The sequence below is a fragment of the Rothia nasisuis genome, from assembly GCF_928381405.1.
Lineage (GTDB): Bacteria > Actinomycetota > Actinomycetes > Actinomycetales > Micrococcaceae > Rothia > Rothia nasisuis.
On sequence record NZ_CAKMSB010000002.1, the window covers coordinates 38,618 to 64,923 of the forward strand.

Here is a 26,306-nt window from a genome sequence, read left to right on the forward strand (position 1 = left end):
GCTGTCGTACAGTTACTCTGTGCATGATTAGACCAGCGTGTTAGCCCCCGGTGAGGAAGAGCCGGGGGCTATCTTTGTGTATGTGACGTCTAAAGCAGTTGAACGCGCGGTGGCTCTACTTGATGTGCTCTCTACACACCAGCTGGGCCTTGACCGAGATCAGATTCGTGACCGTGTGCCTGATTACCGTAGGGCCGGGAGCGTAGGCGCTTTTGAGCGCATGTTTGAGCGTGATAAGCAGGTGGTGCGAGCACTGGGTGTGGAACTGGTTGCAACCCGTGCCGATTATTCCCCATTGGGTTTTGTGTACCGGCTCCAGCAGGTGTCGGGGCCTACAGCTGGGTTCTCTGCCGTAGATGTGGCGCTTCTGACGCACTGCGCTCGGGCCTGGGACGGTACGGAGCTTGAGAGGCTTGCCCGGTCTGCGCTACTGAAAATTGGTGCTTCTACTGGGCTCCGTTTGGGTGGCCAGCTAGGGGAGCCGCCGCGGTTCTCGGCTCCACCCGGTGTGGCCGAGTGTCTTATGGCGCTGGCGGAGGGGAAGGGGGTTAGTTTTACCTACGACGGTGCGGGGCAGTCTGGCAGTGAGGTGCGTAAGGTACTCTGCTGGGGCTTGGGGCTACGATTCGGTCACTGGTACCTGATGGGCTGGGATAAGGCACGGAGAAGCCGCCGCCTATTCCGTCTTGACCGTATGGCCGCAATACATATTTTGACGATTGATGGTCCGCCAGTTCCTGATGATTTTTCGATGGAGCGGGAATTGGCTGCACTGCCCTCCCAGATTTTGCCGCTGGTAGCAACGGTACGGGTGAGTGAATTGGTAGAAGGTGAGGACGCGGGTAGCCCGGTGGGCGGGCTGGATAGGGCACTGAAAGTGGAGAAATCTTTTGGTGTGCTTGAGTCAGCGCGCAGTGCTGTGTTGAACGGGCGTACCCACTGTATTGATCGTAGGTTGTGGGCCGATGTTGACCCGGTGTATCAGGCTCAAATCATTGAGGTTGAGCGGGGGCTACGCGAAGAGCTACTGGCCTGGCACATTGACGCTGTTGGGGTTGAAGCTCCACAGGGGGAAGGGGCTTGGAAGCCTGTGGTGCCTCAGCGGAACAGGGAGTCAGCCTCAGATCAGCTTATTCGGTTACTGCTTATGCTGTCGCTGGTAGAATCCGCCGGAAGCCTGCCACTTGCCACTCTGGCAGATTTCTTTTTGACCACCGAAGCGAAGGCACAAACCCAACTAGAGGGTTTGGCTGCCAGCGTAGGCTTCGAATCGCTTACGGTGGATATTGACACCGAGGGGAACGTCACCGTCAGCGGTAATCAGGCTCTGGTATCGGGCGTACGCCTGACGGCGGCAGAATCCCTGGTACTGAGCCTGGCCCTGGATCTTGCTGCGAGCGCAGATTTCGGATCTTATTACGGGCATCTGCACGCTAAGCTCTGGCCAGATACACGTGAAGTCTCGGGGGCCGCCCAACCAGCCAGGCAGGTTGCAGTCTACGGCGCTGATGTAGACCCGGCTATCACCCGGGCACTGCGTGAGAGAGTCCCGCTTAACATCACCTATCGTTCTCGTAGAGGTAGCAGCAAACGGGTAATTGAACCGGAGGCCTTGCTGATTGACAACGGACCCCGCTATCTGCGGGCCTGGTGCAGGCAGGCTGAGGACTACCGCACCTTCGACCTCCACAAGACCAGCGATATTGAACTGCTTGACGGCCAGACATTTAGCCCTCGGGCTGAAAACGACGGCGAACCCCTCAGCAGCCCCCCGCGTCTGGTTACAAGAACTAACCACCGGTGTACGCCCAGCCCCTACGCTGACCCTGGCCGTACCTAAGTCTCTACCGGCAGCCCACCGTGAACGCACTCAGGCTGCTCTGATTCGCTATGCAACAGCTTCAGCAGAAGAGACCCACTGGGTTTTCTATCGGTTACCCCTGGCGCACACATCATGGGCCTTGAGCCTACTGATTGAGCTGGGGCCGACCGTCCGCGTGCTTGAACCGCAGGCTCTCTGCTTAGAGCTACTCAGCCTGCTACGTGCATCACCCACAGCGAACAGCCAGTGAGGCTTATTCAAAAGTGCCTTCGCCCCGGCTTCCCGGGGTCGCGCTGGATGGAGCCCAGCGGCTTCGCTGCGAGCCTGGGTTCGTCTGATTATTTTTGAATAAGCTTCAGTGAACAGAGAGCTCAAACACCAAATACAAAGCAAGCCCACAGGTATAAACATTACAAGTCGCCAGTACGGGCTATATAATTGTCACTATGCCTTGGTGGTTTTGGATAGTTTTGTGGACGGTGCTCGTGCTGGGCTCGCTCTGTTTGCTAGCCTGGCTGCTGTACCGGGTGTTCCGCAAGGCCAAGGTTGCGCTTGACGCAGCGGGCCAGTGGGAGGCCACGATTACCGGTGTACTGGGTGAAGCGAGTTACGTCCGCCCGCTTGAAAGCGCGTCGGAGCCAGCCATCTTTACACCGGTCACAGCCGCTTACACCCGTTATGTCCAAGGCAAAAATACTCGAACGCTCGACCGGGCCCGCCGCCGCTACACTAGGCGTGATGAACTCGGTCAGCCCCAACTTGTCGGAGACCTCAAACGTCTCCAAGAAAGGTAACAATCGTGAATATCCAAGGCTGGCACTGGGTTGTTCTCCTAGTCATTATCATCCTTCTTTTCGGTGCCCCCAAGCTTCCCGGTATGGCTCGTAGCCTCGGGCAGTCCATGCGCATCTTTAAAACTGAAGTCGATGGCCTGAAATCTGACTCAAGTAAGAAATCAGCTGAATCAACTGATTCAAACGGTGTTGTATCAGGTGAAGTCATTAACAACCCTGACCAGAACAAGGGCACCCAAATCTAATCCTGCTCTAGAGCGTTCGATAAATCCTCAATTACTCGTGCCCCGGCCACCTCCCGGGGCACGAGTGTGGGAGGAAAATAGCATCCATCAGAAGGCATCATGGCTCAAAAACAGTCTCGGAAGAAGAACCCCCAGGCCACTATGGCCCTCAGCGAACACTTTCGTGAATTCCGAATCCGCCTCCTCAAAGCCGCCATCGCTACGGTCATCTGCGCCGTTGCTGGCTTCTTTCTTTATGAGCCCTTTATGACTGCAATCAGCGCCCCGGTTGCCGCCTTGAACACTGAAGAGGGCCGTACGGCCGCTTTGAACTATTCAACTGCTATTTCCCCGTTTGATCAGATGATCAGAATTTCTCTATACATCGGGCTTGTCATAGCAAGCCCTGTGTGGATTTATCAACTCTGGGCTTTTATTACCCCGGCACTGTATAAACGCGAGAAGCTTTATACCCTGGGTTTTACCTTCACAGCTATTCCGATGTTTCTTCTTGGAACAGCTTTGGCATGGTTGTTGTTGCCGTCAGCTGTTCAGACTCTTACTCAATTTAGCCCTAATGGTGCAACTAACTTTCTGACCGCAGATGTATACATCAGTTTCGTCGTTAAATTCATGCTGGCGTTTGGGCTGGCGTTCATCTTACCGGTTATCCTAGTAGGACTAAACTTTATCGGTCTTATTCGAGGCAAGACATTACTAAAGTCCTGGCGTTGGGTTGTTGTGCTAGTAGCAATACTCGCTGCAATGGCAGCCCCTGGCGGCGAAATTATGTCAATGGTGTATTTGATGGTGCCGCTCTTGTTTTTCTTCTTTCTTGCTATTGGAATTGCTATTCTCAATGACAAGCGCCGCGACCGCCGCAACGCCAAGCTGGCTGAGGGACTCACCGACGACGAGATTAACCGCCCGACCAGCCTTGAGGAGCTCAATCAGCTGGGCCGTAAGGACCAACAGGCCACGTAAGCACCGAGTTTCTACGGTAGCCCTGCCTCTTTGGCGGGGCTATTTTGTTCGCAGTCAAACGAAAGATGGGCCTTAGCGTTCTGATGAACCTACCCACAGCATAAGATGGGGGTTATGGCTACTAGCTACGCTGAACAGTATTTGCGCGCTCAACAGCGCGTTGCCCACTCAAAGACCGCCCTGCATCAGTTTGAACAGGGGCTGAGCTTTGACCTTGACACCTTCCAGCGGGACGCCTGTGCCGCAGTTGAGCAGGGCAGAGGAGTGCTGGTCGCCGCCCCCACCGGCGCGGGGAAAACCATTGTGGGGGAGTTCGCTATTCACCTGGCGCTTGCGCAGGGCAAGAAAGCCTTCTACACCACACCCATCAAAGCCCTAAGCAACCAAAAGTACAACGATTTGGTTGCAGTCTACGGCGAGGACGCTGTGGGACTGCTGACCGGTGATACCTCCATCAACTCCGAAGCCCCCGTGGTCGTCATGACTACCGAGGTGTTGCGTAACATGCTCTACGCTGATTCAGCCACTCTAGACAACCTGGGTTTTGTCATCATGGACGAGGTGCATTACTTGGCCGACCGCTCTCGTGGTGCGGTCTGGGAGGAGTGCATCATCCACCTGCCTGAATCCATCGTGGTTGTGGCACTCTCAGCAACGATTTCAAACGCCGAAGAGTTCGGTGCCTGGCTCGACGCTGTGCGAGGGTCGACCGATATTGTTGTGTCAGAACACCGCCCGGTACCCCTGTGGCAGCATGTGCTGGTTGGTAACCAGCTTATGGACCTTTTTGCCGGTGATACGACGGTCGAGGACGCGGCTGCGGCCACCGATATGCCCGAGGTCAACCCTGAGCTGATGAGGGTAGGCCGCCGCCCCCGACCCTCACGCGGTAAGTCCTTCTCACGGCTGGGAAAAGGGAAGAGAGGCAGAGGAGGGAGTGGCTCCCGCCCCTTGGGGTACGACCGGGAGTGGGACGCGCCCAGAGAAACCGTTCCTGCACGGCCACAGCGCATCAGCCGCCCCGAGATGATTCGAACCCTCGATAGGGCCGGGTTGCTTCCTGGCATCTGCTTCATCTTCTCCCGCATTGGCTGCGACGCGGCCGTATCTCAGTGCATTAGTGCAGATATTCGCCTGACCACCGAGGCTGAAGCCCAAACCATCCGGGCCTACATAGCCGAGGCCACAGCGTCCCTAGACACCACCGACTTGGCAGTGCTGGGATTCTACGAGTGGCGAGAGGGGCTGATGCGCGGTGTAGCTGCCCACCATGCTGGCCTGCTACCGGTTTTTAAAGAAGTTGTGGAGGCTCTTTTCTCTGAGGGCCTAGTCCGCATGGTTTTTGCTACCGAAACCCTAGCACTGGGCATTAATATGCCCGCCCGATCCGTGGTGCTCGAAAAGCTCACCAAGTTTAACGGTGAAACCCACGTAGAAATCACGCCGGGGGAGTATACGCAATTGACAGGCCGTGCAGGGCGCCGCGGAATTGACGTTGAGGGGCACGCCGTAGTCATGTGGCGCCCCGGTCTTGAGCCGCAACAGGTTGCCGGGCTGGCCTCAAAGCGAACCTACCCGCTAAACTCCTCTTTCAAGCCAACCTATAATATGAGCGCTAACCTTATCGCCCAGTTCGGCACTGAGCGCACCAAGAAAATTCTTGAAAGCTCTTTCGCCCAGTTTCAGGCAGATAAGTCGGTGGTAGGTATCGCCTCGCGGGTACGTAAAAATGAAAGGGCGTTAGCAGGGTTTGAGGAGGCTATGACCTGCCACCTAGGCGACTTTACCGAATATGCCAGGCTACGGCGCGACATAACGGATTTAGAGAAAAAAGCCGAGAAAGGCAGAAACCGGTTGCGGCAGAGCCAGGCGGTAGCGTCCGTCCTTGATCTGTTACCCGGCGACGTCATTGAAATTCCTCGTGGCCGTAACGCTGGTACCGCTGTGGTACTGGCTCGTGCTGAATCTTTAGATGACCCCCGCCCTTCTATCTTGACTCAGGCGGCCCAACTCCGCCGCCTAGACCCACGCTATTTGGACGGGCCGGTGCTACCTATTTCTAAGATTAAGGTGCCAAAGAAATTCACCGGCAGAACCCCCAAAGATCGACGAGATATGGCCTCGCGCATGCGTGAAGCCCTCTACCAGGGGCTACCTGCGCGCGAGGGATCGCAAAAAAAGTACTTCAACCAGCGCGAAAACAGCGACGAAGTGAAGATTGATGAACTGCGTAAGGCCCTGCGTAACCACCCCTGCCACGGGTGCTCTGACCGGGAACTGCACGCGCGATGGGCTGAGCGCTGGTACCGTCTTTCACGCGAGACAGACGGGCTGAGACGCCAGATTGAGCGCCGTACCAACACCATCGCTCAGGTCTTTGAACGTATCACCCAGCTACTGGCATCCTACGGCTACGTTGAGACGGTTGAAAATCGCCGCGTACTGACTGCCCGTGGGGCCTCGTTGCGCCGGATTTACGGTGAAAAGGATTTGCTGATCTCCCTGTGCCTGGAGGACGGCTTCCTCAACGGGCTTGACCCGGCTGCTACCGCTGCCGTTGTATCGGCGCTTATCTATGAGGCGAAACGGGACGAGCTGGGTCTGCTATCCCGCTACCCCAACAGGGGTGTTGAACAGGCGCTGTTAACCGCGCTCAACCACTGGTCCAATCTCAATGACGCCGAGAAACTGTACCACCTGCCACTCACCGGTTCACTCGATTTTGGTATGGTCTGGCCCACCTACAAGTGGGCCAGAGGTAAAACCCTGGGGCAGGCGATTGACGGTACCGACCTAGCCGCCGGCGACTTTGTACGCTGGATCAAACAGGTAATCGACTCTCTCGACCAAATTGCACACGTAGCCTCGTCCCATCCGCAACTGCGTACCCAGTGCGAGGCCGCTATTAACCTGTTACGCCGTGGGGTTGTAGCTACCCAGCTTTAAATTCTTATCGTGTTTGAGAAAGGAATGCCCTCTTGCCCGCCCACGTTTTCTTTGATGGTTCTGTATACAGCCCCGCTGATTCTTTTGCCACGGCCCTCGTGATTGACGGTGGCCTGGTGGAGTGGATTGGCCAGGACGCCGGTGCTCGCTCCATCATTGACCCCACCATGAGCTCAACCGAGCTTGCCGGTCAACTCGTGACTCCCAGCTTCGCGCTGGGTGCGGTGGCTGTTGCTCACAAGGACGCCCCGGCCCTCCTGAGTCGGCTACAGGGGAGGGGGTATAGCGTAGCTAACCTTTTTTTGACCGACCTGACAGAGGGGCCTACTGAGTATGAGGGAGTTGAGCCCCGCTTCTATGTACCTGCTGGTCGAGTTGAACTTTCTGTTGCTGAGAGCATGCTGGGGGGCTCACTTGCCGGTGTTTATGTGAATGATCCCGCCCAGCTGACCGACGCCCTTTTAGGGGAGCTTGGCGCAGGGCGACTTAACCTTTCGATTATTCCTGCAGATCAGCAGGCCGCAGAGGCCGCCCTGCAACGCCTCAAAGAACTTGAGCCGCTCACGCGCGTCCGCATTAGCCCTCGCCTTGACGGGCTCAAGGGCCTTAACGAAAGTAACCTGACCACGGCAATCAACCTGCAAGTATCACTAGGTTTCTCATCCGACTACACAGACTCAGGCCAGGCCTACGGGCAGGCGCTGGCGGCAGGGGCCTCCGTCATGCTCGGCTCAGACCCGATGAGCACAGAGCCGACCCATCTGGGGTGGGAGCTCATCAATGCCGCTGTCAATGCACCTGAACAGCTTGCGGTGTCAGCTCGCGGGGCCTTTCAGTCTATGACTCGTGCCGTCTATCGGGCTGGGGGAGTCGCTAACCCTCTGGCCGGTCAGCTTGTGCCTGGAGCTCCTGCGCACCTGGCCATCTGGTCTATCACTGAGCTTATGGTGCAAACGCCTGATTCGCGTATCTCTGCCTGGAGTACCGACCCGCGTGCTCGAACTCCGCTTCTACCCGTCCTGTCAAGTGATGTGCCTCGGCCACAGCTTACTGCCCTCTATCGGAGCGGCTCTACCCTCAGATGACTCACCGCTGTGGCTGCGGGCAAGAGCGGGCGCCGCGCCACTACTACCTATATAATGAGACTTTGGTTTAAAAAGCCATCAGACCAGATGGTCCATCTCAAGGAGACTACATGCGAGTACTAACCGTGATTCCTACCTACAATGAGAAACAGAACCTTCCCATCGTAGTAGAGCGCCTCAGAGCAGCGGTTCCGGAGTGCGACATTCTGGTCGTTGATGACAACAGCCCCGACGGTACCGGCGAACTTGCCGATAGCCTGGCTCAGGTTGACTCTCACATTAACGTTCTGCACCGTACCGTCAAAGACGGGCTGGGGGGTGCCTACCTGGCAGGGTTCGCATGGGGTCTAGACGCCGACTATGACGTGCTCGTCGAAATGGACGCTGATTGCTCACACCAGCCTGAGCAACTGCCCCTTCTGCTCCAGGCCATAGCGCAGGGAGCTGATTTAGCTATCGGTTCACGATACGTGCCCGGGGGGAAGACTAAGAACTGGCCTATCCACCGCCAGGTTCTCTCTCGCGGCGCCAACCTGTATACCCGCCTTATTCTAGGAACCGCGGTCAAGGACATCACTGCAGGCTATCGTGCCTTCCGGCGCGAAGCACTTTTGCAGCTAGACCTTGAGGGTATCGATTCAAAAGGCTATGTCTTTCAGGTCGATTTAGCCTGGCGTTCGGAGCAGGCGGGTCTCAACATCGTAGAAGTTCCCATCACCTTTGTTGAACGTGAAATTGGTAGCTCTAAGATGGACGGCAATATTATTGTGGATTCCATGACCAAGGTAACCCGATGGGGTCTCACATCCCGCCTGACCAAACTTAAGAAATCTATCAAACGGTAAGGGCCTACGTGACATGCTCTTATGGTTGGAAGTATGTTGTATGTACGGAGCTAGTTCAAGGTAGCGGCTACTCGGCAGGGTACGCTGGGTTTAGTTGAAGCATGAGCTAGTGTGCGCCCTGAACATCAACTTTAGGACACCCTATGATAGAGCTGAAACACCTCACTAAAAGTCGGCTTTCACCGCTTGTCAAAGCGCATAACCCCCTGATTCCATCAAAACAAGCTGACTATTACCATAACCCTAATCCGCGTCGTGAACGTAGCGGAGCGTTTGAGGTGGTTCGTGATACGGGGCCGCTACCAGGTAGCACACCGACGAGCACCAGCATATTTCTCTTTGTTATTCTCATCATGCTGGGCTTAGCGGGGGTTTTTGCAAGTGCAGTGCTCTTCTGGGTTAGTTCTCTGCTGAATAGGTTAATTCTTGCTGCACCGATTATTGGCTTGGCCGCCATCATCCTCATAGCCTTGCCCCTGTATTTTCGTTCCAGAGGAAAGCGTGAAGGGGAGCGCATTGCAACGGCGTGGAAGAACGGCTGGATTGAATATTATCCAGCCCTCATTGGTCAGATATATCTGACCCGCGTAGATAGAAGTCATACTTCAAAGATCGAAAACTCGAAAACTTACTATTATTACAAGGCTCCTCTATTGCTGTTGCTACCTGATGGTTCAACGCGGCCGGTGCATAGCTACGAATTCGAGCTAAAGGCTACGCCGACCTGGTATTCATTCCGTAAGTTTAATGTGGTTGACAGTGCTGAGGAAGCAACCGTTAGTTTGTATGACCATGAGAATAATGGCTGGATGGTAGTAGGAGTCAACGTTCACAAAGATACTAATCGGGCGGAGCTATATACTGAGCTTATCCCGGCACAAGAGCAGGCACTCCTGAACTTTGCTGAGCAACAGTGGGTTCCCAAAAAATGGTATCAGTGAATTTCCACGGTGGGTCCGCAGGCCCCACCGTGGAAGAAAAATCTAAATGAATTCCACAAAGAGCCTCACTGGGCTGTTCCAGTGAGGCTCCTGTTTTGAATAAGCATCATTTATTTTTTAAAGGGCGTGACGCTCACGGTAAATTTCTAGGCGCTGCTGCAGGGTTTGTTCGAGCTCTTCAACGCTACGGCGCTCTAACAGCATGTCCCAGTGGGTTCGAACGGGCTTATCGGTGTTCTCCTCAACCTTGCCTTGACCAGAGACCAGGGATGCCTCCTTGCCGGATTTTGCAGTCCAGGTTGCGGGAATCTCAGCCTCCTGAGCAAACGTTACGAAGACTCGTTCGCCGTCCTCGGTGCGGTATTCCACACGCTGACGGGGAGCCGGCTCCACCCCCGATTCGGTTTCCATAGACTGTGAACCTAGGCGCATACCGCGCAGGCTACGATCGCTCATTTTTCCTCCATACGATGACGATGAGGCTGGTTCAACCTGAGTGGGGCTGAAGCAACCGGCCAAAAAACCATTATAACGGCTGTGGCCCCTACCTTAGGGGCCACAGAATGCGCTAAACGAGAATTTAGGGTTGAAGAGGCCCGTTCTCATCCGGAATTTCAACGCCGCTATCGAGCTTATCCAGATTGGGGTTGAGGTCTTCAGCTGTTACCTTGACTACGGGAGTGTCAACCAGCGGGGAGGCCGGGGGAGTGGCCGCGTCCTGTTCATCCTCCTCATCTCCCATATCAGGGGCAGCGTTTGCTGGCGTAAATGCGTTGCCTATACCGCGCAATGCGTCACCCAGCTCCGTGGGAATGAACCAGAGCTTATTGGCATCTCCCTCGGCCAGCTTGGGAAGAGTTTGTAGGTACTGGTAAGTGAGCAATTTTTGGCTGGGATTCGAAGAATGAATGGCGCGGAAAACTTTCTGAATAGCCTGGGCTTCGCCGTCTGCACGGAGAATAGCTGCCTTAGCGTCACCTTCAGCGGTGAGAATCTGAGACTGCTTTTCACCCTCAGCACGCAGAATCGCCGCGCGGGAGTCACCTTCAGCGGTGAGAATCTGAGACTGCTTCTGACCCTCAGCGGTGAGGATGGCTGCGCGGCGGTCACGTTCGGCGCGCATCTGTTTCTCCATTGAGTCCTGGATGGAGTGAGGGGGCTGAATTTCTTTGATATCTACACGAGATACACGAATTCCCCAGCGGCCGGTGGTGCTATCGAGGACGCCGCGGAGTTCAGTGTTGATTTGATCGCGGGAGGTCAAGGTTTCTTCGAGGTTTAGGCCACCGACGACGTTACGTAGAGTTGCGCTGGTGAGTTCGTCTACAGCCTGAATGTAATTGGTGATTTCATAGGTTGCAGCTTTGGGGTCAGTGACCTGAAAGTAGACAACGGTATCAATCCCTACCACCAGATTATCCTCGGTAATGACAGATTGGGCGGGAAAGGAAACAACCTGTTCACGCAAATCGATGAGGGGCAGGACGCGGTCAATGAAGGGGACTGTGACGTGGAAGCCCGGGTTGAGAGTAGTGTGGTATTTGCCCAGACGCTCAACAATGCCAGCGCGCGCCTGTGGAATGATTCGAACGGCCCTGAGCAAAATGGCTAGGACAAGCAGAATGAGGGCAATTAAAATAATAGTTGTAGTTAAGGTTGAAACATTCATGATGGAGCCTTCGGGGGTATTAGGTGTGAGTTTTAGGTGCGCTTAATGGAGCTACATAGGCGGTGGCACCGCGAATGGCGACAACAGTTGCACGCGTACCCTCTGGGAGCACCGCCTGATCTTGTTCTGGGCGGGTTGTCCAGATATCACCAGCAATACGAGATAACCCTGTGTCGGCAGTCACTGTTTGTGTAATTAAGGCTTCAGTTCCTATGAGGCCGTCTGAGTTCATGGATATGTTGGGTGAGCTCTGATGAAACTTGCGGATAAGAGGTGGGCGCAGGCCCAGTAAGAGGGCCAGGCTGATAGCAGCAAAAATAAGAACCTGGCCCACAAAGGAATCTAGAACGGTGGCAGCACCAGCGGTAGAGAGTGCAGCGCAAGCCATCATAAGAAAGACAAAGTCAAGCATCAGGATTTCGATGAGTGCAAGGATAATCGCAGCCATTAACCAGAAAGCCCAAAGATGCTCGGTGAACCATTGAATCATGTGAATCTCCGTGTGAAATAGGTACCTCTCATTGTTCCAGGTTGAGGTGATGCTAGTCCAGTGTTTCCACAGTTATCACCCATACTGTAAAGCCGATAATATACATTATGTAAAGTAAAGCTTAAAAAGCTCCCCTCACCTCCTTGCTGCAGAATCAAGGGCTAGTTTTAGCCTGGAACTTTGTGTAGCGGCACTAGACTGGTATCCATGACTACTTCCACCAAGCGATTTGTCTCTTTACCTCAGCCGATTCGCATGTTGCTTGATGTTGGCCTCGTCCTTGTGTTTATAGCCATCGGTCTTACGAGCCATCACGAACCTTTAGGGCAAATTTTGCCCACTGCAACGCCCTTTGTGCTGGCACTTGCAGCTGCCCACCTGGGAGTTTGGGCCGTCGGTTCTCGTAGAGCCCTTCCCCTTTTACTGGAAGGTTTCATGGTCTGGGTAACTACGCTGGTATTAGGTATTGGCCTTCGGCTTTCCATGGGCGACACTGCGGCAACAGCTTTTATTGTGGTTTCAGCTCTCACCCTGTTGGTTTTGCTCTGCGGCTGGCGAATAGTTGCTTTGCTGGTAGCCCGTCGACGCTAGTGGTAGGTCTACTCGCCTGCAACACTTCTAGTGAGCCTGGCTATATGCAATCCAATCGTTCAAGACCTTGACTGCTTTGCCTTTAGTGACTGACTCGCGAGCATCCTTGAGGGCCTGGGCGTAACGCTCTTCAAAAGATCTGCCATCCTGTGGTCGGTAGGCCACAATTCCTGCTGCGGCGTTGAGTAAAACCGCATCCAAAATAGGGCCCTCACTCCCCTGCAAAGTCTCACGTACAACTTGAGCATTATGGGTTGCGTCTCCCCCTCGAAGATCTTCAATTGAAGCTAGGGTAAACCCGTGGTTCTCAGGAGCAAAATCTTCACGTGTCACTCCCCCATCATGAGTCTCCCAAATGACCGATGGGCCCGTGATAGTGATTTCATCCAACCCGTCACTACCTCGAAAGATCAGCGCATGGTCACCGCGTGACGCAAAAACGTGGGCAATTTTTTCAGCCATATCACCATCGGCAACCCCAATAGCGGAGGCTCGGACCTTAGCGGGATTGGTCATGGGGCCAAGATAGTTAAAGGCTGTGGGCACGCCCAATGATTTACGCACGGGGGCTACATGCCGCATTGATGGGTGAAAAACCTGTGCAAACAGAAAAGTGATTCCTGTGGCAGCTACTGACCCTGCAACATCCTTAATGTTCATATTGAGGTTGATACCTAATTCGGCAAGAACATCTGCACTGCCACTTGACGACGTCGATGCGCGGTTGCCGTGCTTAATGACAGGTGCCCCTGCCCCGGCAGCAACGAGGGAGGCCATGGTGGAGATGTTGACGGTGTTTTGCTGATCCCCTCCGGTACCAACAATGTCAACAGCGTCCTGGGTAACTTCTATACTCTCGGCCTTATCAAGCATGCCTTGGGCTAGCGCAGCTAACTCTAGCGGTGTCTCGCCCTTAACATGAAGCCCTACCAAAAACGCACCGATAATGGCTTCTGGGGTAGACCCGGTCATGATTTCATCCATCGCCCAAGAGACTTCGTCCTGCGTGAGATCCTGTTGCGCCACGAGTTGATTGAGCAGATATTTCCAACTTATTGAGCTTGCCATAGCTCACATCATACGGTTCAAAGAGGAGTCATGCGACTTGATGAGACGGAGTCAATCGAATGCTTTCTCAAGCAAGCAGTGATTCGGGGATACTTTAAACTTCAATTACGCAACTTTTACACCTTGATGTGTCGACCGCCCTGCTCTAAAACCCCGAAATTGCAGGGGACAGAGGCAGGATTTACAACACACCACCCGGCACACCCTCTTATCTCTTGGTTCGAGGGCGGTTTTACAGACATAATGTCTATGTGACAACTGCAACCCATACTCCCAGTAAGTCGGCTCATGCCACTCTGAATCGACCCAACCAGGTAGCCGTCGGCACCGTGGTTTGGCTTGCTTCTGAGGTCATGTTCTTTGCCGGCCTGTTCGCAATGTACTTCACGCTACGCGCATCTCGCCCCGATATTTGGGCTGAGAATACTCCGCTGCTTGAAGTCCCACTAGCTCTTGCCAACACCATCGTGCTGGTGCTGAGCTCTGTTACCTGCCAGTTTGGTGTTTTCAAGGCTGAGCAGCTCAAGCCTCGCCGTACCGGTTCTCTCTTTAACGTCCGAGAATGGGGCATGGTCGAATGGTTCCTTCTGACCTTCATCATGGGCGCTTTCTTCGTATCTGTTCAGGCTTACGAATACGCCAACCTCGTAGCTGAAGGTATGACCATCGCCTCCAGCGCTTACGGGTCGGCTTTCTATATCACCACCGGCTTCCACGCTCTTCACGTGACCGGCGGCCTCATCGCATTCCTGCTCATTATCGGTCGTGCCTATGTGGCAAAGCGTTTCGGTCATTACGAAGCAACGTCAGCAATTGTTGTTTCGTACTACTGGCACTTCGTTGACGTCGTTTGGATTGTCTTGTTCATCGTCGTCTACTTCCTGAAGTAAACCGGTAACCGCAAAAGTAAACTAACTAGCACACACACTAAGGAACAACGACGTGAAGGCACTTTCCCAAAAGCGACGTCATCCGCTCGCAGCTCTCGTGTTGCTTGCCCTTGCCCTACTCCTGTCAGGCGGCCTCTACGCAGTTGCCACGGCTACTAACGAGGCTCAGGCGGCGACAAACACCACCTACACAGCAGAAGATATCTCAGAAGGGCAGAAACTCTTCCTGGCGAACTGCGCCACCTGCCACGGCACTCAGGCTGAGGGTTCAGCAGACGGCCCCGCGCTGATTGGTGTCGGAGCGGCAGCTGTTGACTTCCAGGTAGGTACAGGTCGCATGCCCATGCAGATGCAGGGCGTTCAGGCTCAGATGAAGCCCGGCCAGTTCAACGAAGAGCAGACCAAGCAGCTCTCCGCTTACGTTGCTTCACTCGGTGCCGGCCCTGCCATCCCTGAAGATGAATACCTTGACGTTTCCAAGGGCGATGCGGCCAACGGTGCCAAGGTATTTCTGGCCAACTGCGCTATGTGCCACAACGCTGCTGGCGTTGGCGGTGCACTGACCCGCGGTAAATTTGCACCCACCCTGATGGGCGTTTCAGAGAAGCACATCTACGAAGCAATGGCCACCGGTCCGCAGAACATGCCCGTCTTCAACGACGCAAATATCACCCCTGAAGAAAAGCGTGATGTTATCACCTACCTGAAATCTCAGGAAGTAAACGCATCGGTTGGCGGCTTCAAGCTTGGCTCACTTGGCCCGGTGTCTGAGGGTATGCTCATTTGGACCCTAGGCCTAATCATCGTCATTGCATTTACTCTCTGGCTAACCTCTCGAGCTGCATAAGCTCACGCACACACCAATTTCGTACCAAAGAAGATTTGAGGCAACACATGGGAAACCATAGTGACGGCGCACACGAGAAAGCTGCCGTAGTTACCTCTCACGAGGCTAACGCTGAGAAGTTCCCGAACCCGGGCCTTCCTCTGCACGCCCCTCGTCTTACCGACATCAACCCCAAACGAGCCAAAGGCGCTGAGCGACAGGTAGTTCTGCTCTTTGTCATCTCTATGCTGGGCTCTCTGCTCTTTTGGGTCGGCTATTTCGGTATTGAGGTAACTGGCAACTTTTACGATGTCATGAACCCCGAAGCTAACAACATGCTTCGACTGCAGAACCTGCTACTTGGTCTTGGCATCGCTTTTGCTATGTTCGGTATCGGTATCGGCATCGTCCACTGGGCACGCTCACTGATGCCCGACCATGAAATGGTCGAAGAGCGTCACGCGGTCACCTCAGAAGAAGACCGTGCAGAGGCACAGGAAATCGTTGAGACTATCATTGAAGAGTCGGGTATCAAACGTCGCCCCCTCCTCCGTAATACTCTCATCGGTTCTGTTATTCTCGCTCCCCTGACTTTCGTCACCCTATTCCGGGATTTGGGGCCAGCCGACCCCTCGGTACTTAAGTACACCCTGTGGGACGAAGGTGTCCGCCTCGTGCGTGACCCTTCCGGTACCCCAATCAAGGCTGCCGACGTCACCCTGGGGTCTGCCTACCACGTCCTCCCCGAGACCCTGGCCAGCCTCTCTCACGAGAACGGCTACCTCGAGGAAAAGGCTAAGGCCGTTGTACTGCTCATGCGTCTGGACCCTGCTGACGTCAAGTACACCACCCCCGGCCGTGAAAACTGGAACGTTGACGGCATCTACGCCTACTCCAAGGTATGCACTCACGTAGGCTGCCCCATCGCTCTGTACGAGCAGCGTACCCACCACCTGCTCTGCCCCTGCCACCAGTCAACCTTTGACGCGGCAGAAGAGTGCAAGGTTATCTTCGGCCCCGCAGGCCACGCCCTACCCCAGCTGCCCATCGCGGTTGACTCCGAAGGTTACCTGGTCGCCCAGAGTGACTTCCACGAACCCGTCGGCCCCGGCTACTGGGAGCGTGCAAAGCACATCAAGGAAATGGCAGGTGAAGCATAATGTCGACTTCAATGCAGTCTGATTACAAGGCAAAGACCTCTACCGGTCGCATCGCCCACTACGTCGATCAGCGTGTTGGTGCTTCAGGTATCATCAAGGAATTCGGTCGCAAAATCTTCCCCGACCATTGGTCATTCATGTTCGGTGAGGTTGCACTTTACAGCCTGATTATCCTGATTATCTCAGGCACCTTCCTAACCTTTTTCTTCAACCCCACCATGGTGTCGGTAACCTACGACGGTTCCTATGTACCCATGAAGGGCACCCACATGTCTGCCGCTTACGCATCTACCCTGGATATCTCCTTTGATGTTCGAGGTGGTCTGCTGATGCGCCAGATTCACCACTGGGCAGCTCTCATGTTCATGATGGCCATGACCGTGCACATGCTGCGCGTCTTCTTCACCGGTGCTTTCCGCCGTCCTCGTGAACTCAACTGGGTTGTTGGTAGCACCCTGCTCATCATCGGTATTTTGGCTGGCTTCACCGGCTACTCACTGCCCGATGACGTACTCTCAGGTAACGGTCTTCGCATCGTTGACGGTATTTTCAAGTCAATCCCGCTGGTTGGTACCTACATCTCGCTCTTCTTCTTCGGTGGCGAGTTCCCCGGTACCGCCGTGATTGGTCGCCTCTACACCCTGCACATCATGATCATCCCCGCCATGCTTCTGCTACTCGTGGCGATCCACATGTTCATGGTTGTACTGCACAAGCACACCCAGTACCCCGGCCCCGGCCGCACCGAGAACAACGTTGTTGGCTTCCCCATAGGCCCTGTCTACGCAGCCAAGGCCGGCGGCTTCTTCTTCATCGTATTCGGTATCATCGCCTTCCTCGGTGCAACCTTCACCATCAACGCGATTTGGAACTACGGCCCCTACGACCCCTCACCCGTACAGGCTGGTACCCAGCCTGACTGGTACGTAGGCTTCGGTGACGGCGCCCTGCGCCTGTGGCCCGGTGTCTGGCCCTGGCCCTGGGAATTCGAATTCCTCGGCGGCACCTGGGTTCTGAGCGTCCTTCTCCCCTTCGCTCTCATGGCTGGTTCAGTCATGATGGCCATGGTCTTCTGGCCCTGGATCGAGCAGTGGGTCACCAAGGACAACCGCGTCCACAATATTCTGGATCGCCCCCGCAACGCCCCCTTCCGTACCGGTGTGGGCGTAGCAGGCATCATCGGCTACGCAGCCCTGATGATCGCGGCAAGCTCCGACCTGATTGCAACTCACTTCCACGTATCGCTGAACGATGTTGCCTACTGGCTCCGCTTTACCTTCGTATTCGGTCCGCTGATTGGCTTCTTCATCACTCAGCGCATCTGCCTGGCTCTCCAGCGCAAGGATCGTGAGCTCGTACTGCACGGTATCGAAACCGGCAAGGTCGTCCAGCTCCCCCACGGTGAATTCATTGAGGTTCACAAGCCCATCGATGAATACCGCCGCTACGCTCTGGTCTCCTTCGAGTCACCTGAGCCTATCCCGGCTCAGCCCAACAAGAAGGGCAAGGTTGGCCTAATCGAGAAGACCCGCGCAGGTCTCTCAAAGATTTGGTTCGAAGACCGTGTAGTTGCTGTAACCCCCGCGGAGCTCGAAGCAGCACACCATGAGCACCACGGTGCACATGAGGTTGACGGTCATAAGACCGAATCAATCGAAAAATAAAGTACGGTTGTAGTTTGTGTGGGGCACCCCTTTGAAGGGGTGCCCCACTTTTGTCTTAAGAAGCGGGTAGCGTGACGAACCTTTTGAAATTCACCTGCTGGCGGTCTGCTCTTGCCGGATGTCCCTCCCCTTACCGAAAGTACCGGCTAGAGAGGCACTTTCGGTAAGAAGTGGGGCATTTGAGCCTGAGCACTACCGACCGTAAACCCACAACCACCCGATTCACCAACTTGTGACCTCTACTGAGCTTCCTACCGGGTAGCTCTCTTGCCAGAAGCCGGTGACACCCAACTCAATACAGCCCTGATTAGCCAAGGTTGACCCACCAAGAAACCGGCTCAGTTTTATGCCCAGCTGCCTTCCGTGCAGCCCGTGCCCAGCTCACCTCCACTGTTCAGCCCAGAGCTGTTCAGCCCCTCTCCTCTAACTTTCTCTCCGGCTGCTGATCATGGGTGGGCGTCTTCAGAAAACTGCTCCGCTCTCATGGTGCATCTAAAAGCTTGCAGGCTCAAACCAAAGGGGTGGGGCCCGTACCATTTGGTACGGGCCCCACCCCTCTAAAGAGCAGGAACTATGTGGTTGCCTTAGTGAGCGTGATCGCCGCGGTTGTACTCATAAACCCAACCTAGAACAGCTGCCGCTGCAAAGGGAATGGCAATCAGGACAATCCACCAGTCAATAGCGAGCCCCAAGACTACGATTGTACAGGCAGCGCCGATAAAGAGCGGCCACCAGGACCAGGGTGAGTAGAAACCGTAATCACCAGCACCATCGGCAATTTCGCCTTCAAGGTTCTCATAGGGCATATCTGGGTGCTTCTTATCGGTGAACTTGAGGAAGTACCAGAGGAAGAGACACATGACGGCGGTTGCCAAAATAGCGGGGAAACCAGCCCATTCATCGAAGTGAGTCATGAAGCCGTAGACAATGCCTACAGGAATCAGGAAGACACCGATGAAAGCAAAAATATTAGCAAGAAGTTTCACAGTAGCCCCCTATCGCGCGCTTGCCTGACGGGCTGCGGCCGCGATATCAGTATTGGTGGACAGTTCAGGGTGATGCAGGTCGAGTGCAGGCCGCTCTGAACGGATGCGGGGCAAAGCAGTGAAGTTGTGGCGGGGAGGCGGGCAAGAAGTTGCCCACTCCAGGGAGCCACCGAAGCCCCAGGGGTCATCCACTTCAACACGCTTACCGTGACGAGCGGTTATGAAGACGTTCCAGAACCAGGGAATCATAGAAATCGCAAGAATCATTGACCCCACAGTTGAAAGCTGGTTCATCCAGGTGAAACCGTCTTCTGGCATGTAGTCAGCATAGCGGCGCGGCATGCCATCGACACCCAACCAGTGCTGGATGAGGAAGGTCATATGGAAGCCAATGAAAAGCATCCAGAAGTGGATTTTTCCTAGGCGCTCATTCAACATCTTTCCGGTGAACTTGGGCCACCAGAAGTAGAAAGCGGCGAACATGCCGAAGACCAGGGTTCCGAAAATGACGTAGTGGAAGTGAGCCACGACAAAGTAGGAATCCGAGAGGTGGAAATCCAGCGGCGGGGTTGCCAGGATAACACCGGTGATTCCACCAAAGAGGAAGGTGATTAGGAAGCCGATGACCCAGAGCATGGGCGTCTCAAACGTAATGGATCCCTGCCACATGGTGCCAATCCAGTTGAAGAACTTCACACCGGTGGGAATACCAATCAGCATAGTCATGAAGGAGAAGAAGGGGAGCATGACTGCACCGGTGACATACATGTGGTGTGCCCACACGGTTACTGACAGGGCAGCAATCGCGATAGTTGCAAAAATCAGCCCCTTGTAACCAAAAATCGGTTTACGTGAGAAGACTGGAATAATTTCTGAAACGATACCAAAGAAGGGCAGGGCCAGAACGTAGACCTCAGGGTGGCCAAAGAACCAGAAGAGGTGCTGCCAGAGAATGGCACCACCGTTTTCAGGATCAAAGATGTGCCCGCCCAAGCGACGATCCATACCCAAGGCAAACAGAGCTGATGCCAGAGGGGGAAAGATCATGATAATCAGAATCGCAGTGATGAGGCTGGTCCAAGTGAAAATGGACATACGCCACATGGTCATGCCCGGTGCACGCATGCAGAGGATGGTGGTCAAAAAGTTGACGCCACCCATAATGGTGCCAAAGCCCTGCAAAGCTAGACCAAAAATCCAAAGGTCTCCGCCGACTGAGGGGCTATAGGTAGTGCTGTTCAGCGGAGCATAGGCAAACCAGCCGAAGGAAGCGGCGCCCTGAGGGGTCAGGAAGCCCGCGATAGCAACCAGCGAACCAAACAGGAAGAACCAGAAGGCAAGCGAGTTCAAACGGGGGAAGGCAACATCGGGTGCACCGATCTGCAATGGCACGAGGACGTTAGCGAAGCCAGTGAAGAGAGGAGTACCAAACATGAGCAACATCAAAGTGCCGTGCATGGTGAACAGCTGGTTGAACTGCTCCTTGGTTTCAAGAATCTGCATGCCCGGGGTGAACAGCTCCAAGCGCATAAGAAGCGCCATCACGCCAGCGAAGCAGAAGAAAATAAACGCAGCAATCAGGTACATGTACCCGATGGTCTTGTGGTCGGTGGATGTCAGCCAGTTGACGATGATTCGTCCCTTGGACTTGGGAACCACCCGCGGAACAACGCTACCGGCTGTTTCCGCTGAATACTCAAGAGTAGTCACGGGGCACCTCTTAGTTGTTGGTGTTCATGTTGGGGTTACGGTTGTACTCGTCACCAAGGCGGCCTTCTTGATCGGCTTGACGCAGTGACTCAATGTAAATATCGTAGTCCTCCTGGCTGACAACCTTCACGTTGAACAGCATTTCGGAGTGATACTCGCCGCAAAGCTCAGCACACTTGCCAGCGTAGGTAGCGGGCTCAGAACCGGTGGTGAAGTACATGTGATTAGTCATACCGGGAACGGTATCGCGTTTCTCAAGGAAAGCGGGAACCCAGAAGGAGTGGATGACATCGCGAGACTTAAGCTGGAGGTCAACAGTTGAGTCTACGGGCAGGTAAAGAGTGGGGAGGGTTTCTTCTACACCCTCGTTCCCCTGCTTGTCCAAGCGAGCCTGAACACCGGCAAAGTAGACATTTTCATCAAGGTAGTTGAAGTCCCACGCCCACTGCTTACCGTAAACCTCGATAGTGACGTCAGCAGTTTCTGACTTAGGAGCGGTGATTTCGCGCTCTGCCCGGTCAGAGAAGGTGAAGAAGCTGACGATGAGGATGATGGGGATGGCAGTGTAAAAGATCTCGAGTGGAGCATGGTAGCTCACTTGACGGGGGTAGCCGGTTTCGTATTTGCGGCGGCGGTAGGCGATGATACACCACAGCATAAGCCCCCACGTTACAAGGCCTACTGCCAAGGCAGCAATCCATGTACCAATCCAGAGGTCCATGATGGTATCTACGTTATCGGTTACACCACGCCGGGTGGGCAGCCAGCCCACCGATGCCTGTTCTGAACAACCGGTCAAGAGCAGTGCCGAGGCTGCGGTGGCTACGGCTACTGCCTTACCTTTTAGCCCCTTGCTGCTGGTTCGATGCTGCGAACTCACAGACGGCCCTTCCTGTAGCGATGTGCGTGTCACCTGGTTACTGAGTGTGGACAGCATGAACCCAGGTGTTAAATCTTTCAATACGAGCTTACCCGTAAATGGGCGTCGAAAGTGACAACCTGTCGCTGAATAGACGTGTCATTACAGAAGTATTTCACGATATCTTCAGCGCATACTGAACGGGGGCATGCTGAGCATGCCCCCGTTCAGTATCTGACGACGTTTTTAGTGGAAGGAGTCACCGCAGGCACAGGAGCCCTGGGCATTGGGGTTGTCAATGGAGAAACCCTGCTTTGAGATGCTATCTTCAAAGTCAATAGTTGAACCATCAAGATAGGGAACGCTCATGCGATCAACGATGACCTCTACACCATCGAACTCACGCACTGCGTCCCCGTCGAGCACACGCTCGTCAAAGTAGAGCTGGTAAATCAGACCCGAGCATCCACCGGGTTGTACTGCAATACGTAGACGTAAATCAGTGCGACCTTCTTGCTCAAGTAGGGTGCGCACCTTATCAGCGGCAACGTCGGTGAGGTTAACGCCGTGGGTGGGAAGGTCTTCGAGAACTGCCTCAGGCATGCTGTTCCTTTCGTCGGAAATCTTGTTCCCAATCTTACGCCGGTTCTCTAGACTGTGCTAGATGTTCGCGGTCAAGTGAACTAGTTAGACGGTTGCGAAACTGCGGCCAGCATGAGGGCTTCAGCGAGTATGGCCTTCTTGAAATCGGGTAGATAGAGAGACTCATTGGGGCTGTGCGCCCTGGTGTCAGGATCCTCAACCCCCGTAATCAAAATATGGGCTTGCGGGTATGCCTGTCTGAGAGTGGCGATAAAAGGGATGGACCCGCCCATGCCAATGGTGACAGGGTCCACTCCCCAGGCTTCTTTGAGTGCGGCCAGAGCCAGCTGTGCACCTTCATCGGAAAGGTCGGCCTGGTAGGGGCGACCGGAATCCTCAGCCGTGTAGGTCACTTCAGCCCCCCAGTGGTTAGCGGACTGGAGGTGGCGGGCAACTGCACGGTGAGCGATTTCTGGATCCTGGCCGGGGGCTAGGCGGACGCTGAGGCGTGCTTTTGCGGTGGAAGCGATGGTGTTCGAAGATTCTGCAATCGGGGTGATGTCCATGCCAATGATGGAGATAGCTGGTTGGGCCCAGAGCCGGGATGATACTGAACCAGTTCCAGCCAACTTCATCGAATCAAGGATTCCAGAGTCGGTGCGAAAGTCTGCCTCAGCATATTCAACTTCAGGTTCAGGTGCTGATATTAAACCTTCAACTGCAACTGAACCCTGAGAGTTATGAAGGGAGGCCAAGAGGTGCACTAAAACGGTGTTGGCATCGAGCAGAGGCCCGCCGAACATACCTGAGTGCACAGAATGAGAACTAACTCGAACTGCTACGTCACCGCTTGCTACACCGCGTAACCCGGTAGTCAAGGCAGGTATACCGGTCTTCCAGTTTGCCGAGTCTGCAACTACAATGTAGTCCCCCGCCAGCCTGTCACGGTAGGTTTCAAGAAAAGCCTCGAAACTCGGTGAGCCTGCCTCTTCTTCGCCCTCAATAAATAGGGTGACTCCCGCGGTGAAGGACTCCCCCAGCACTTCACTCACTGCTCTGAAAGCAGCAAGGTGCACGATAATCCCCGCCTTGTCATCTGCGGCACCTCGCCCGTACAATCGGTCCCCGACGCGGGTAGCCTCAAAGGGCGCAGTTTCCCACAGCGAAACATCGCCAGCAGGTTGGACGTCGTGGTGAGCGTAGAGCAAGAACGTTGGTGACCCGGGTGCTGCTTCTTTATGGGCTACAACAGCTGGCATACCTTGCTTACCCTCACCGTAGGGTGCAGATAGCACCTCAGCGGTTTCAAAGCCGGCATCAAGCGCCAGCTGTCGGACCTTCTCGGCGCTGCGATGCACCTGGGTCAAGTCAAAGGATTCCCACGCAACCGAGGGAATAGCTACGAGCTCTGAAAGTAGCTCAAGTTCTGAGTCAAAGCGTGTTTCTAGCGCGCGGGAAAGTTCTTTGCGCCGCGAAAAGTCAAAACCGTGTTCTGTCATACATCTCAGAATACGCTCTAACTGTATATATCAGCACCTTCTTGGTTATTCTTAAGGGGTGTTTGGTCGTAATAAGAAAACTAGTGAAAACGCCGGTTCTGCTGAGGCAGAATCCTCCCCCAACAAGGAAGCTGAGGTAGAGGTCGGTCACCCTGGGTACACCGCACCCAAGGGACGCCCCACCCCCTCGCGCAAGGAGCGTGAGGCAGCGCGACGTACCCCTCTGGTTCCTGCTGACCGTAAGGCCGCTAAGGAAGCTCAGCGTGAAGCCGACCGAGAGAACCGAGCAAAGCAACAGCATGCCCTACAAACCGGAGACGAGCGTTATCTGCCGGTCAACGACCGTGGCCCTCAACGCCGCTACATCCGCGACTATGTGGACGCCCGCTTCAACCTGGGTGATGTGATGCTCATTGTGATCCTGGCAGCCTTCATTGTCGGTCTCCTTGTTCCCGGGTGGACCCAGTATTCGTCACTCTTCATGTGGGCCATGATTCTGCTTTGGCTAGCCGACTACTGGGTCATGTGGCGCGGCCTCAAAAAGAAGCTCCTGGCTAAATTCGGTTCGCTCGAACCTCGCTCGGCCTTCTACGCCTTTAACCGCGTCATGATGATTCGGCGCTTCCGCCTGCCCAAGCCTCAGGTTTCCCGCGGGCAGTACCCTAGCTGACTCAGCAACCGACTCACCTGAAAGACCGAAGGGTCGCTACCAAAGCCCGGTAGCGACCCTTTTACCCATAACGTCATAAGCCCGACTTAGCGGGAACCTCTCACTGTAAAAAGCCCACGATTGATATGAGCTGCCCAGAGCGGCCCCTGATAGATAAACGCAGAGTAGCCCTGCACCAAATCGGCTCCTGCCTCTAACCGTTCTGCAACATCGTTAGCGGTTGAAACGCCCCCCACCGAGATAATGGCAAGCTGCTCCCCCACCTCGCGCTTGAGCAAACGGAGCACGTCAAGAGATCTTTGTTGAAGCGGTGCCCCTGAGAGTCCGCCTGCGCCAATTTCACGAACTTTGCTCAAGGGGGTAATCAACCCCAACCCCTCACGCTTGATAGTGGTATTTGTCGCGATAATACCGTCAAGCCCCAACCTAAGGGCCATAGCGGCAACGTCCTTAATATCTTCATCTGCCAGGTCAGGTGCAATCTTGACCACCAGGGGCACGCGCCGCCCCGTTACCACTCGGTCAGCCTCCTCCCGTACAGCCTTGAGCAGTGGCTCTAGAGTTTCAATAGCCTGCAAGTCGCGGAGCCCCGGCGTATTAGGAGAACTGACATTGACAGCTAAATAGTCAGCTTGAGGAGCAAGGATGCGGGTACTGACCAGATAGTCGTCAATGGCATCATCGAGCGCTACGACCTTAGTCTTGCCAATATTCACACCAATGATGGGGCGAACTTTACCGCGGTACTCAGCCTCAAGGTCGGCGCGGGCTGCTGCCACCCGTGGCCCTACTACCGCAGCGCCGTCGTTGTTAAAACCCATACGGTTGATAATGGCCTCGTCTTCAACAAGGCGGAAGAGACGGGGCTGCGGGTTACCCGGCTGTGCTTGGCCTGTAACGGTACCAATTTCAATGTGCCCGAAGCCCAGGTTGCTCAGAGCAGCAATTGCCTTACCGCCCTTGTCGAAACCAGCTGCAAGGCCAAAAGGTGAAGGAAAAGTCAGGCCCATGACTTCGGTGCTCAAGGAGGGGGCTGGCGCGAGAAAGCGCCCCCCGAGACGGGTGATACCGGTGCGACGTAAGGCCTGGACGCCCCACATACCCACGTGGTGTGCCTTTTCAGCGTCCATGGGTTTGAAGAATATCTTAAAAATGGTTGGGTAAATCCGCATGCGGGACCCCTTTCAGCAACGGCTTTAGCCTAGTGAGTGGGAAACTTCGGAGGTTTTCACCTGGTCGATAGCACCGCCGTAGCGGCGGTCACGGCGGGCATACTCTTCAACGGCCTGCCAGAGGGTACGCCGGTCGACATCGGGCCAGAGCACATTCATGAAAACCATTTCTGCGTAGGCGCTTTGCCAGAGTAAAAAGTTAGAGAAGCGCTGCTCGCCGCTGGTGCGCAGGAAGAGATCGACATCGGGTAGGTCAGGCTCGTCGAGGTAGCGCTGAAAGATTTTTTCGTTAACGTGCTTGGGTTTGAGGCGCCCCGCCGCGACCTCCTCGGCAATGAGGGAGGCGGCATCTGCGATTTCGGCGCGCCCGCCGTAGTTGACGCACATAGTGAGGGTACACAGAGTATTACCCCTGGTCTCCTCTTCGCACTTCTCCAGTAGTTTAATTACCGACTTCCAGAGCTTAGGCCTACGGCCTGCCCAGCGGATACGGACTCCCCAGCTCTTGAGAGTTTCAAGCTGGCGTTCAAGAACCTCAGCAGAAAAACGCATCAGAAAGGCTACTTCGTCGGGGCTACGCTTCCAGTTCTCGGTGGAGAAAGCATAAGCCGAAACATAGGGTATACCCATCTCGATAGCGCCAGCGACGACGTCGAGCAGGGCAGCTTCACCCGCTCGGTGGCCCTCATTGCGGGGTAGCCCGCGTTCGTTGGCCCAGCGTCCGTTACCGTCCATCACTACAGCCACGTGCCGGGGTACAAACTTAGCCGGTATGGAAGGGGCAAGCGCCCCGGAGGGATGGGCGTAGGGCTTGACGAAGGTCATAACG

26 protein-coding genes are annotated in these 26,306 nt (G+C 54.9%); 15 read left to right on the forward strand and 11 right to left on the reverse strand.

Annotated elements, in window-relative coordinates:
* Positions 1 to 82: 82 nt before the first annotated feature.
* From L6966_RS01675 to L6966_RS01710, 9 genes are all read left to right on the forward strand, one after another.
* Positions 83 to 1,840 (forward strand): helix-turn-helix transcriptional regulator, encoded by a 1,758-nt coding sequence (locus L6966_RS01675; protein WP_237224938.1) that lies wholly within the window; start codon positions 83 to 85, stop codon positions 1,838 to 1,840.
* Between the two features lie 43 nt (positions 1,841 to 1,883).
* Positions 1,884 to 2,072 carry a WCX domain-containing protein gene (locus L6966_RS12160; RefSeq protein WP_473828093.1) on the forward strand — a complete coding sequence of 63 codons (189 nt, stop codon included), beginning with the start codon at positions 1,884 to 1,886 and terminating at the stop codon, positions 2,070 to 2,072.
* A 196-nt stretch (positions 2,073 to 2,268) separates the two neighbouring features.
* Positions 2,269 to 2,616: a hypothetical protein gene (locus tag L6966_RS01680; protein WP_143539063.1), complete on the forward strand. Its 348-nt coding sequence runs from the start codon at positions 2,269 to 2,271 to the stop codon at positions 2,614 to 2,616.
* 5 nt (positions 2,617 to 2,621) lie between these two features.
* Entirely contained in the window at positions 2,622 to 2,861 is a 240-nt protein-coding gene (gene tatA, locus L6966_RS01685; RefSeq protein WP_143539064.1) for a Sec-independent protein translocase subunit TatA, read from the forward strand.
* Between the two features lie 99 nt (positions 2,862 to 2,960).
* Positions 2,961 to 3,824 (forward strand): twin-arginine translocase subunit TatC, encoded by an 864-nt coding sequence (tatC, locus tag L6966_RS01690; RefSeq protein ID WP_237224937.1) that lies wholly within the window; start codon positions 2,961 to 2,963, stop codon positions 3,822 to 3,824.
* A 105-nt stretch (positions 3,825 to 3,929) separates the two neighbouring features.
* Entirely contained in the window at positions 3,930 to 6,770 is a 2,841-nt protein-coding gene (locus tag L6966_RS01695; protein ID WP_419721872.1) for a DEAD/DEAH box helicase, read from the forward strand.
* A gap of 32 nt (positions 6,771 to 6,802) precedes the next feature.
* Entirely contained in the window at positions 6,803 to 7,855 is a 1,053-nt protein-coding gene (locus L6966_RS01700) for a hypothetical protein (protein ID WP_237224935.1), read from the forward strand.
* 110 nt (positions 7,856 to 7,965) lie between these two features.
* Positions 7,966 to 8,700 carry a polyprenol monophosphomannose synthase gene (locus L6966_RS01705; RefSeq protein ID WP_237224934.1) on the forward strand — a complete coding sequence of 245 codons (735 nt, stop codon included), beginning with the start codon at positions 7,966 to 7,968 and terminating at the stop codon, positions 8,698 to 8,700.
* A 143-nt stretch (positions 8,701 to 8,843) separates the two neighbouring features.
* On the forward strand, positions 8,844 to 9,641 hold the full coding sequence (locus tag L6966_RS01710) for a hypothetical protein (protein ID WP_237232779.1): 798 nt from the start codon (positions 8,844 to 8,846) through the stop codon (positions 9,639 to 9,641).
* 117 nt (positions 9,642 to 9,758) lie between these two features.
* On the opposite strand, the gene L6966_RS01715 is transcribed toward L6966_RS01710, so the two are convergent.
* The 3 genes from L6966_RS01715 to L6966_RS01725 form a co-directional block, all read right to left on the reverse strand.
* A complete protein-coding gene (locus tag L6966_RS01715; RefSeq protein ID WP_083091032.1) occupies positions 9,759 to 10,097 on the reverse strand; it encodes an RNA polymerase-binding protein RbpA in 339 nt (112 codons plus the stop codon).
* Positions 10,098 to 10,221: 124 nt separating this feature from the next.
* Complete coding sequence (locus tag L6966_RS01720) at positions 10,222 to 11,310, reverse strand: SPFH domain-containing protein (RefSeq protein WP_083091033.1); 1,089 nt, start codon at positions 11,308 to 11,310, stop codon at positions 10,222 to 10,224.
* Between the two features lie 19 nt (positions 11,311 to 11,329).
* Positions 11,330 to 11,800: an NfeD family protein gene (locus L6966_RS01725; protein WP_237224932.1), complete on the reverse strand. Its 471-nt coding sequence runs from the start codon at positions 11,798 to 11,800 to the stop codon at positions 11,330 to 11,332.
* A 207-nt stretch (positions 11,801 to 12,007) separates the two neighbouring features.
* Here L6966_RS01725 and L6966_RS01730 point away from each other — a divergent pair, with 207 nt between their 5' ends.
* Positions 12,008 to 12,391 (forward strand): DUF3054 domain-containing protein, encoded by a 384-nt coding sequence (locus tag L6966_RS01730; protein WP_237232780.1) that lies wholly within the window; start codon positions 12,008 to 12,010, stop codon positions 12,389 to 12,391.
* Between the two features lie 27 nt (positions 12,392 to 12,418).
* On the opposite strand, the gene trpD is transcribed toward L6966_RS01730, so the two are convergent.
* A complete protein-coding gene (trpD, locus tag L6966_RS01735) occupies positions 12,419 to 13,459 on the reverse strand; it encodes an anthranilate phosphoribosyltransferase (protein WP_083091036.1) in 1,041 nt (346 codons plus the stop codon).
* A gap of 251 nt (positions 13,460 to 13,710) precedes the next feature.
* On the opposite strand from trpD, the gene ctaE reads away from it, so the two are divergent.
* From ctaE to qcrB, 4 genes are read left to right on the forward strand one after another with little or no spacing between them, the layout of a single operon-like run.
* Positions 13,711 to 14,349 carry an aa3-type cytochrome oxidase subunit III gene (gene ctaE, locus L6966_RS01740; RefSeq protein ID WP_083091037.1) on the forward strand — a complete coding sequence of 213 codons (639 nt, stop codon included), beginning with the start codon at positions 13,711 to 13,713 and terminating at the stop codon, positions 14,347 to 14,349.
* A gap of 52 nt (positions 14,350 to 14,401) precedes the next feature.
* On the forward strand, positions 14,402 to 15,196 hold the full coding sequence (gene qcrC, locus L6966_RS01745) for a cytochrome bc1 complex diheme cytochrome c subunit (RefSeq protein WP_083091038.1): 795 nt from the start codon (positions 14,402 to 14,404) through the stop codon (positions 15,194 to 15,196).
* Positions 15,197 to 15,243: 47 nt separating this feature from the next.
* Positions 15,244 to 16,335: a cytochrome bc1 complex Rieske iron-sulfur subunit gene (gene qcrA, locus L6966_RS01750; protein ID WP_237224929.1), complete on the forward strand. Its 1,092-nt coding sequence runs from the start codon at positions 15,244 to 15,246 to the stop codon at positions 16,333 to 16,335.
* Complete coding sequence (qcrB, locus tag L6966_RS01755; RefSeq protein ID WP_237224928.1) at positions 16,335 to 17,999, forward strand: cytochrome bc1 complex cytochrome b subunit; 1,665 nt, start codon at positions 16,335 to 16,337, stop codon at positions 17,997 to 17,999. Before qcrA ends, qcrB begins: the two co-directional genes overlap by 1 nt.
* Before the next feature lie 584 nt (positions 18,000 to 18,583).
* On the opposite strand, the gene L6966_RS01760 is transcribed toward qcrB, so the two are convergent.
* The 5 genes from L6966_RS01760 to L6966_RS01780 all read right to left on the reverse strand — a co-directional run bounded on the left by L6966_RS01760 (position 18,584) and on the right by L6966_RS01780 (position 23,635).
* A complete protein-coding gene (locus L6966_RS01760; RefSeq protein WP_083091041.1) occupies positions 18,584 to 18,985 on the reverse strand; it encodes a cytochrome c oxidase subunit 4 in 402 nt (133 codons plus the stop codon).
* A 9-nt stretch (positions 18,986 to 18,994) separates the two neighbouring features.
* Positions 18,995 to 20,695: an aa3-type cytochrome oxidase subunit I gene (gene ctaD, locus L6966_RS01765; RefSeq protein WP_083091042.1), complete on the reverse strand. Its 1,701-nt coding sequence runs from the start codon at positions 20,693 to 20,695 to the stop codon at positions 18,995 to 18,997.
* A 10-nt stretch (positions 20,696 to 20,705) separates the two neighbouring features.
* On the reverse strand, positions 20,706 to 21,575 hold the full coding sequence (gene ctaC, locus L6966_RS01770) for an aa3-type cytochrome oxidase subunit II (RefSeq protein ID WP_083091043.1): 870 nt from the start codon (positions 21,573 to 21,575) through the stop codon (positions 20,706 to 20,708).
* A gap of 225 nt (positions 21,576 to 21,800) precedes the next feature.
* Positions 21,801 to 22,157 carry a HesB/IscA family protein gene (locus tag L6966_RS01775; protein ID WP_237224927.1) on the reverse strand — a complete coding sequence of 119 codons (357 nt, stop codon included), beginning with the start codon at positions 22,155 to 22,157 and terminating at the stop codon, positions 21,801 to 21,803.
* An 80-nt stretch (positions 22,158 to 22,237) separates the two neighbouring features.
* Complete coding sequence (locus L6966_RS01780) at positions 22,238 to 23,635, reverse strand: dipeptidase (protein WP_237224926.1); 1,398 nt, start codon at positions 23,633 to 23,635, stop codon at positions 22,238 to 22,240.
* A gap of 58 nt (positions 23,636 to 23,693) precedes the next feature.
* On the opposite strand from L6966_RS01780, the gene L6966_RS01785 reads away from it, so the two are divergent.
* Positions 23,694 to 24,305, forward strand: a complete 612-nt coding sequence (locus tag L6966_RS01785; protein ID WP_237224925.1) for a DUF3043 domain-containing protein — start codon at positions 23,694 to 23,696, stop codon at positions 24,303 to 24,305.
* A gap of 86 nt (positions 24,306 to 24,391) precedes the next feature.
* Here the strand turns inward: L6966_RS01785 and L6966_RS01790 are convergent, their stop codons facing one another.
* A complete protein-coding gene (locus L6966_RS01790) occupies positions 24,392 to 25,477 on the reverse strand; it encodes a quinone-dependent dihydroorotate dehydrogenase (RefSeq protein ID WP_237224924.1) in 1,086 nt (361 codons plus the stop codon).
* Positions 25,478 to 25,501: 24 nt separating this feature from the next.
* On the reverse strand, positions 25,502 to 26,302 hold the full coding sequence (locus tag L6966_RS01795) for an isoprenyl transferase (RefSeq protein ID WP_083091048.1): 801 nt from the start codon (positions 26,300 to 26,302) through the stop codon (positions 25,502 to 25,504).
* Positions 26,303 to 26,306: the final 4 nt, after the last annotated feature.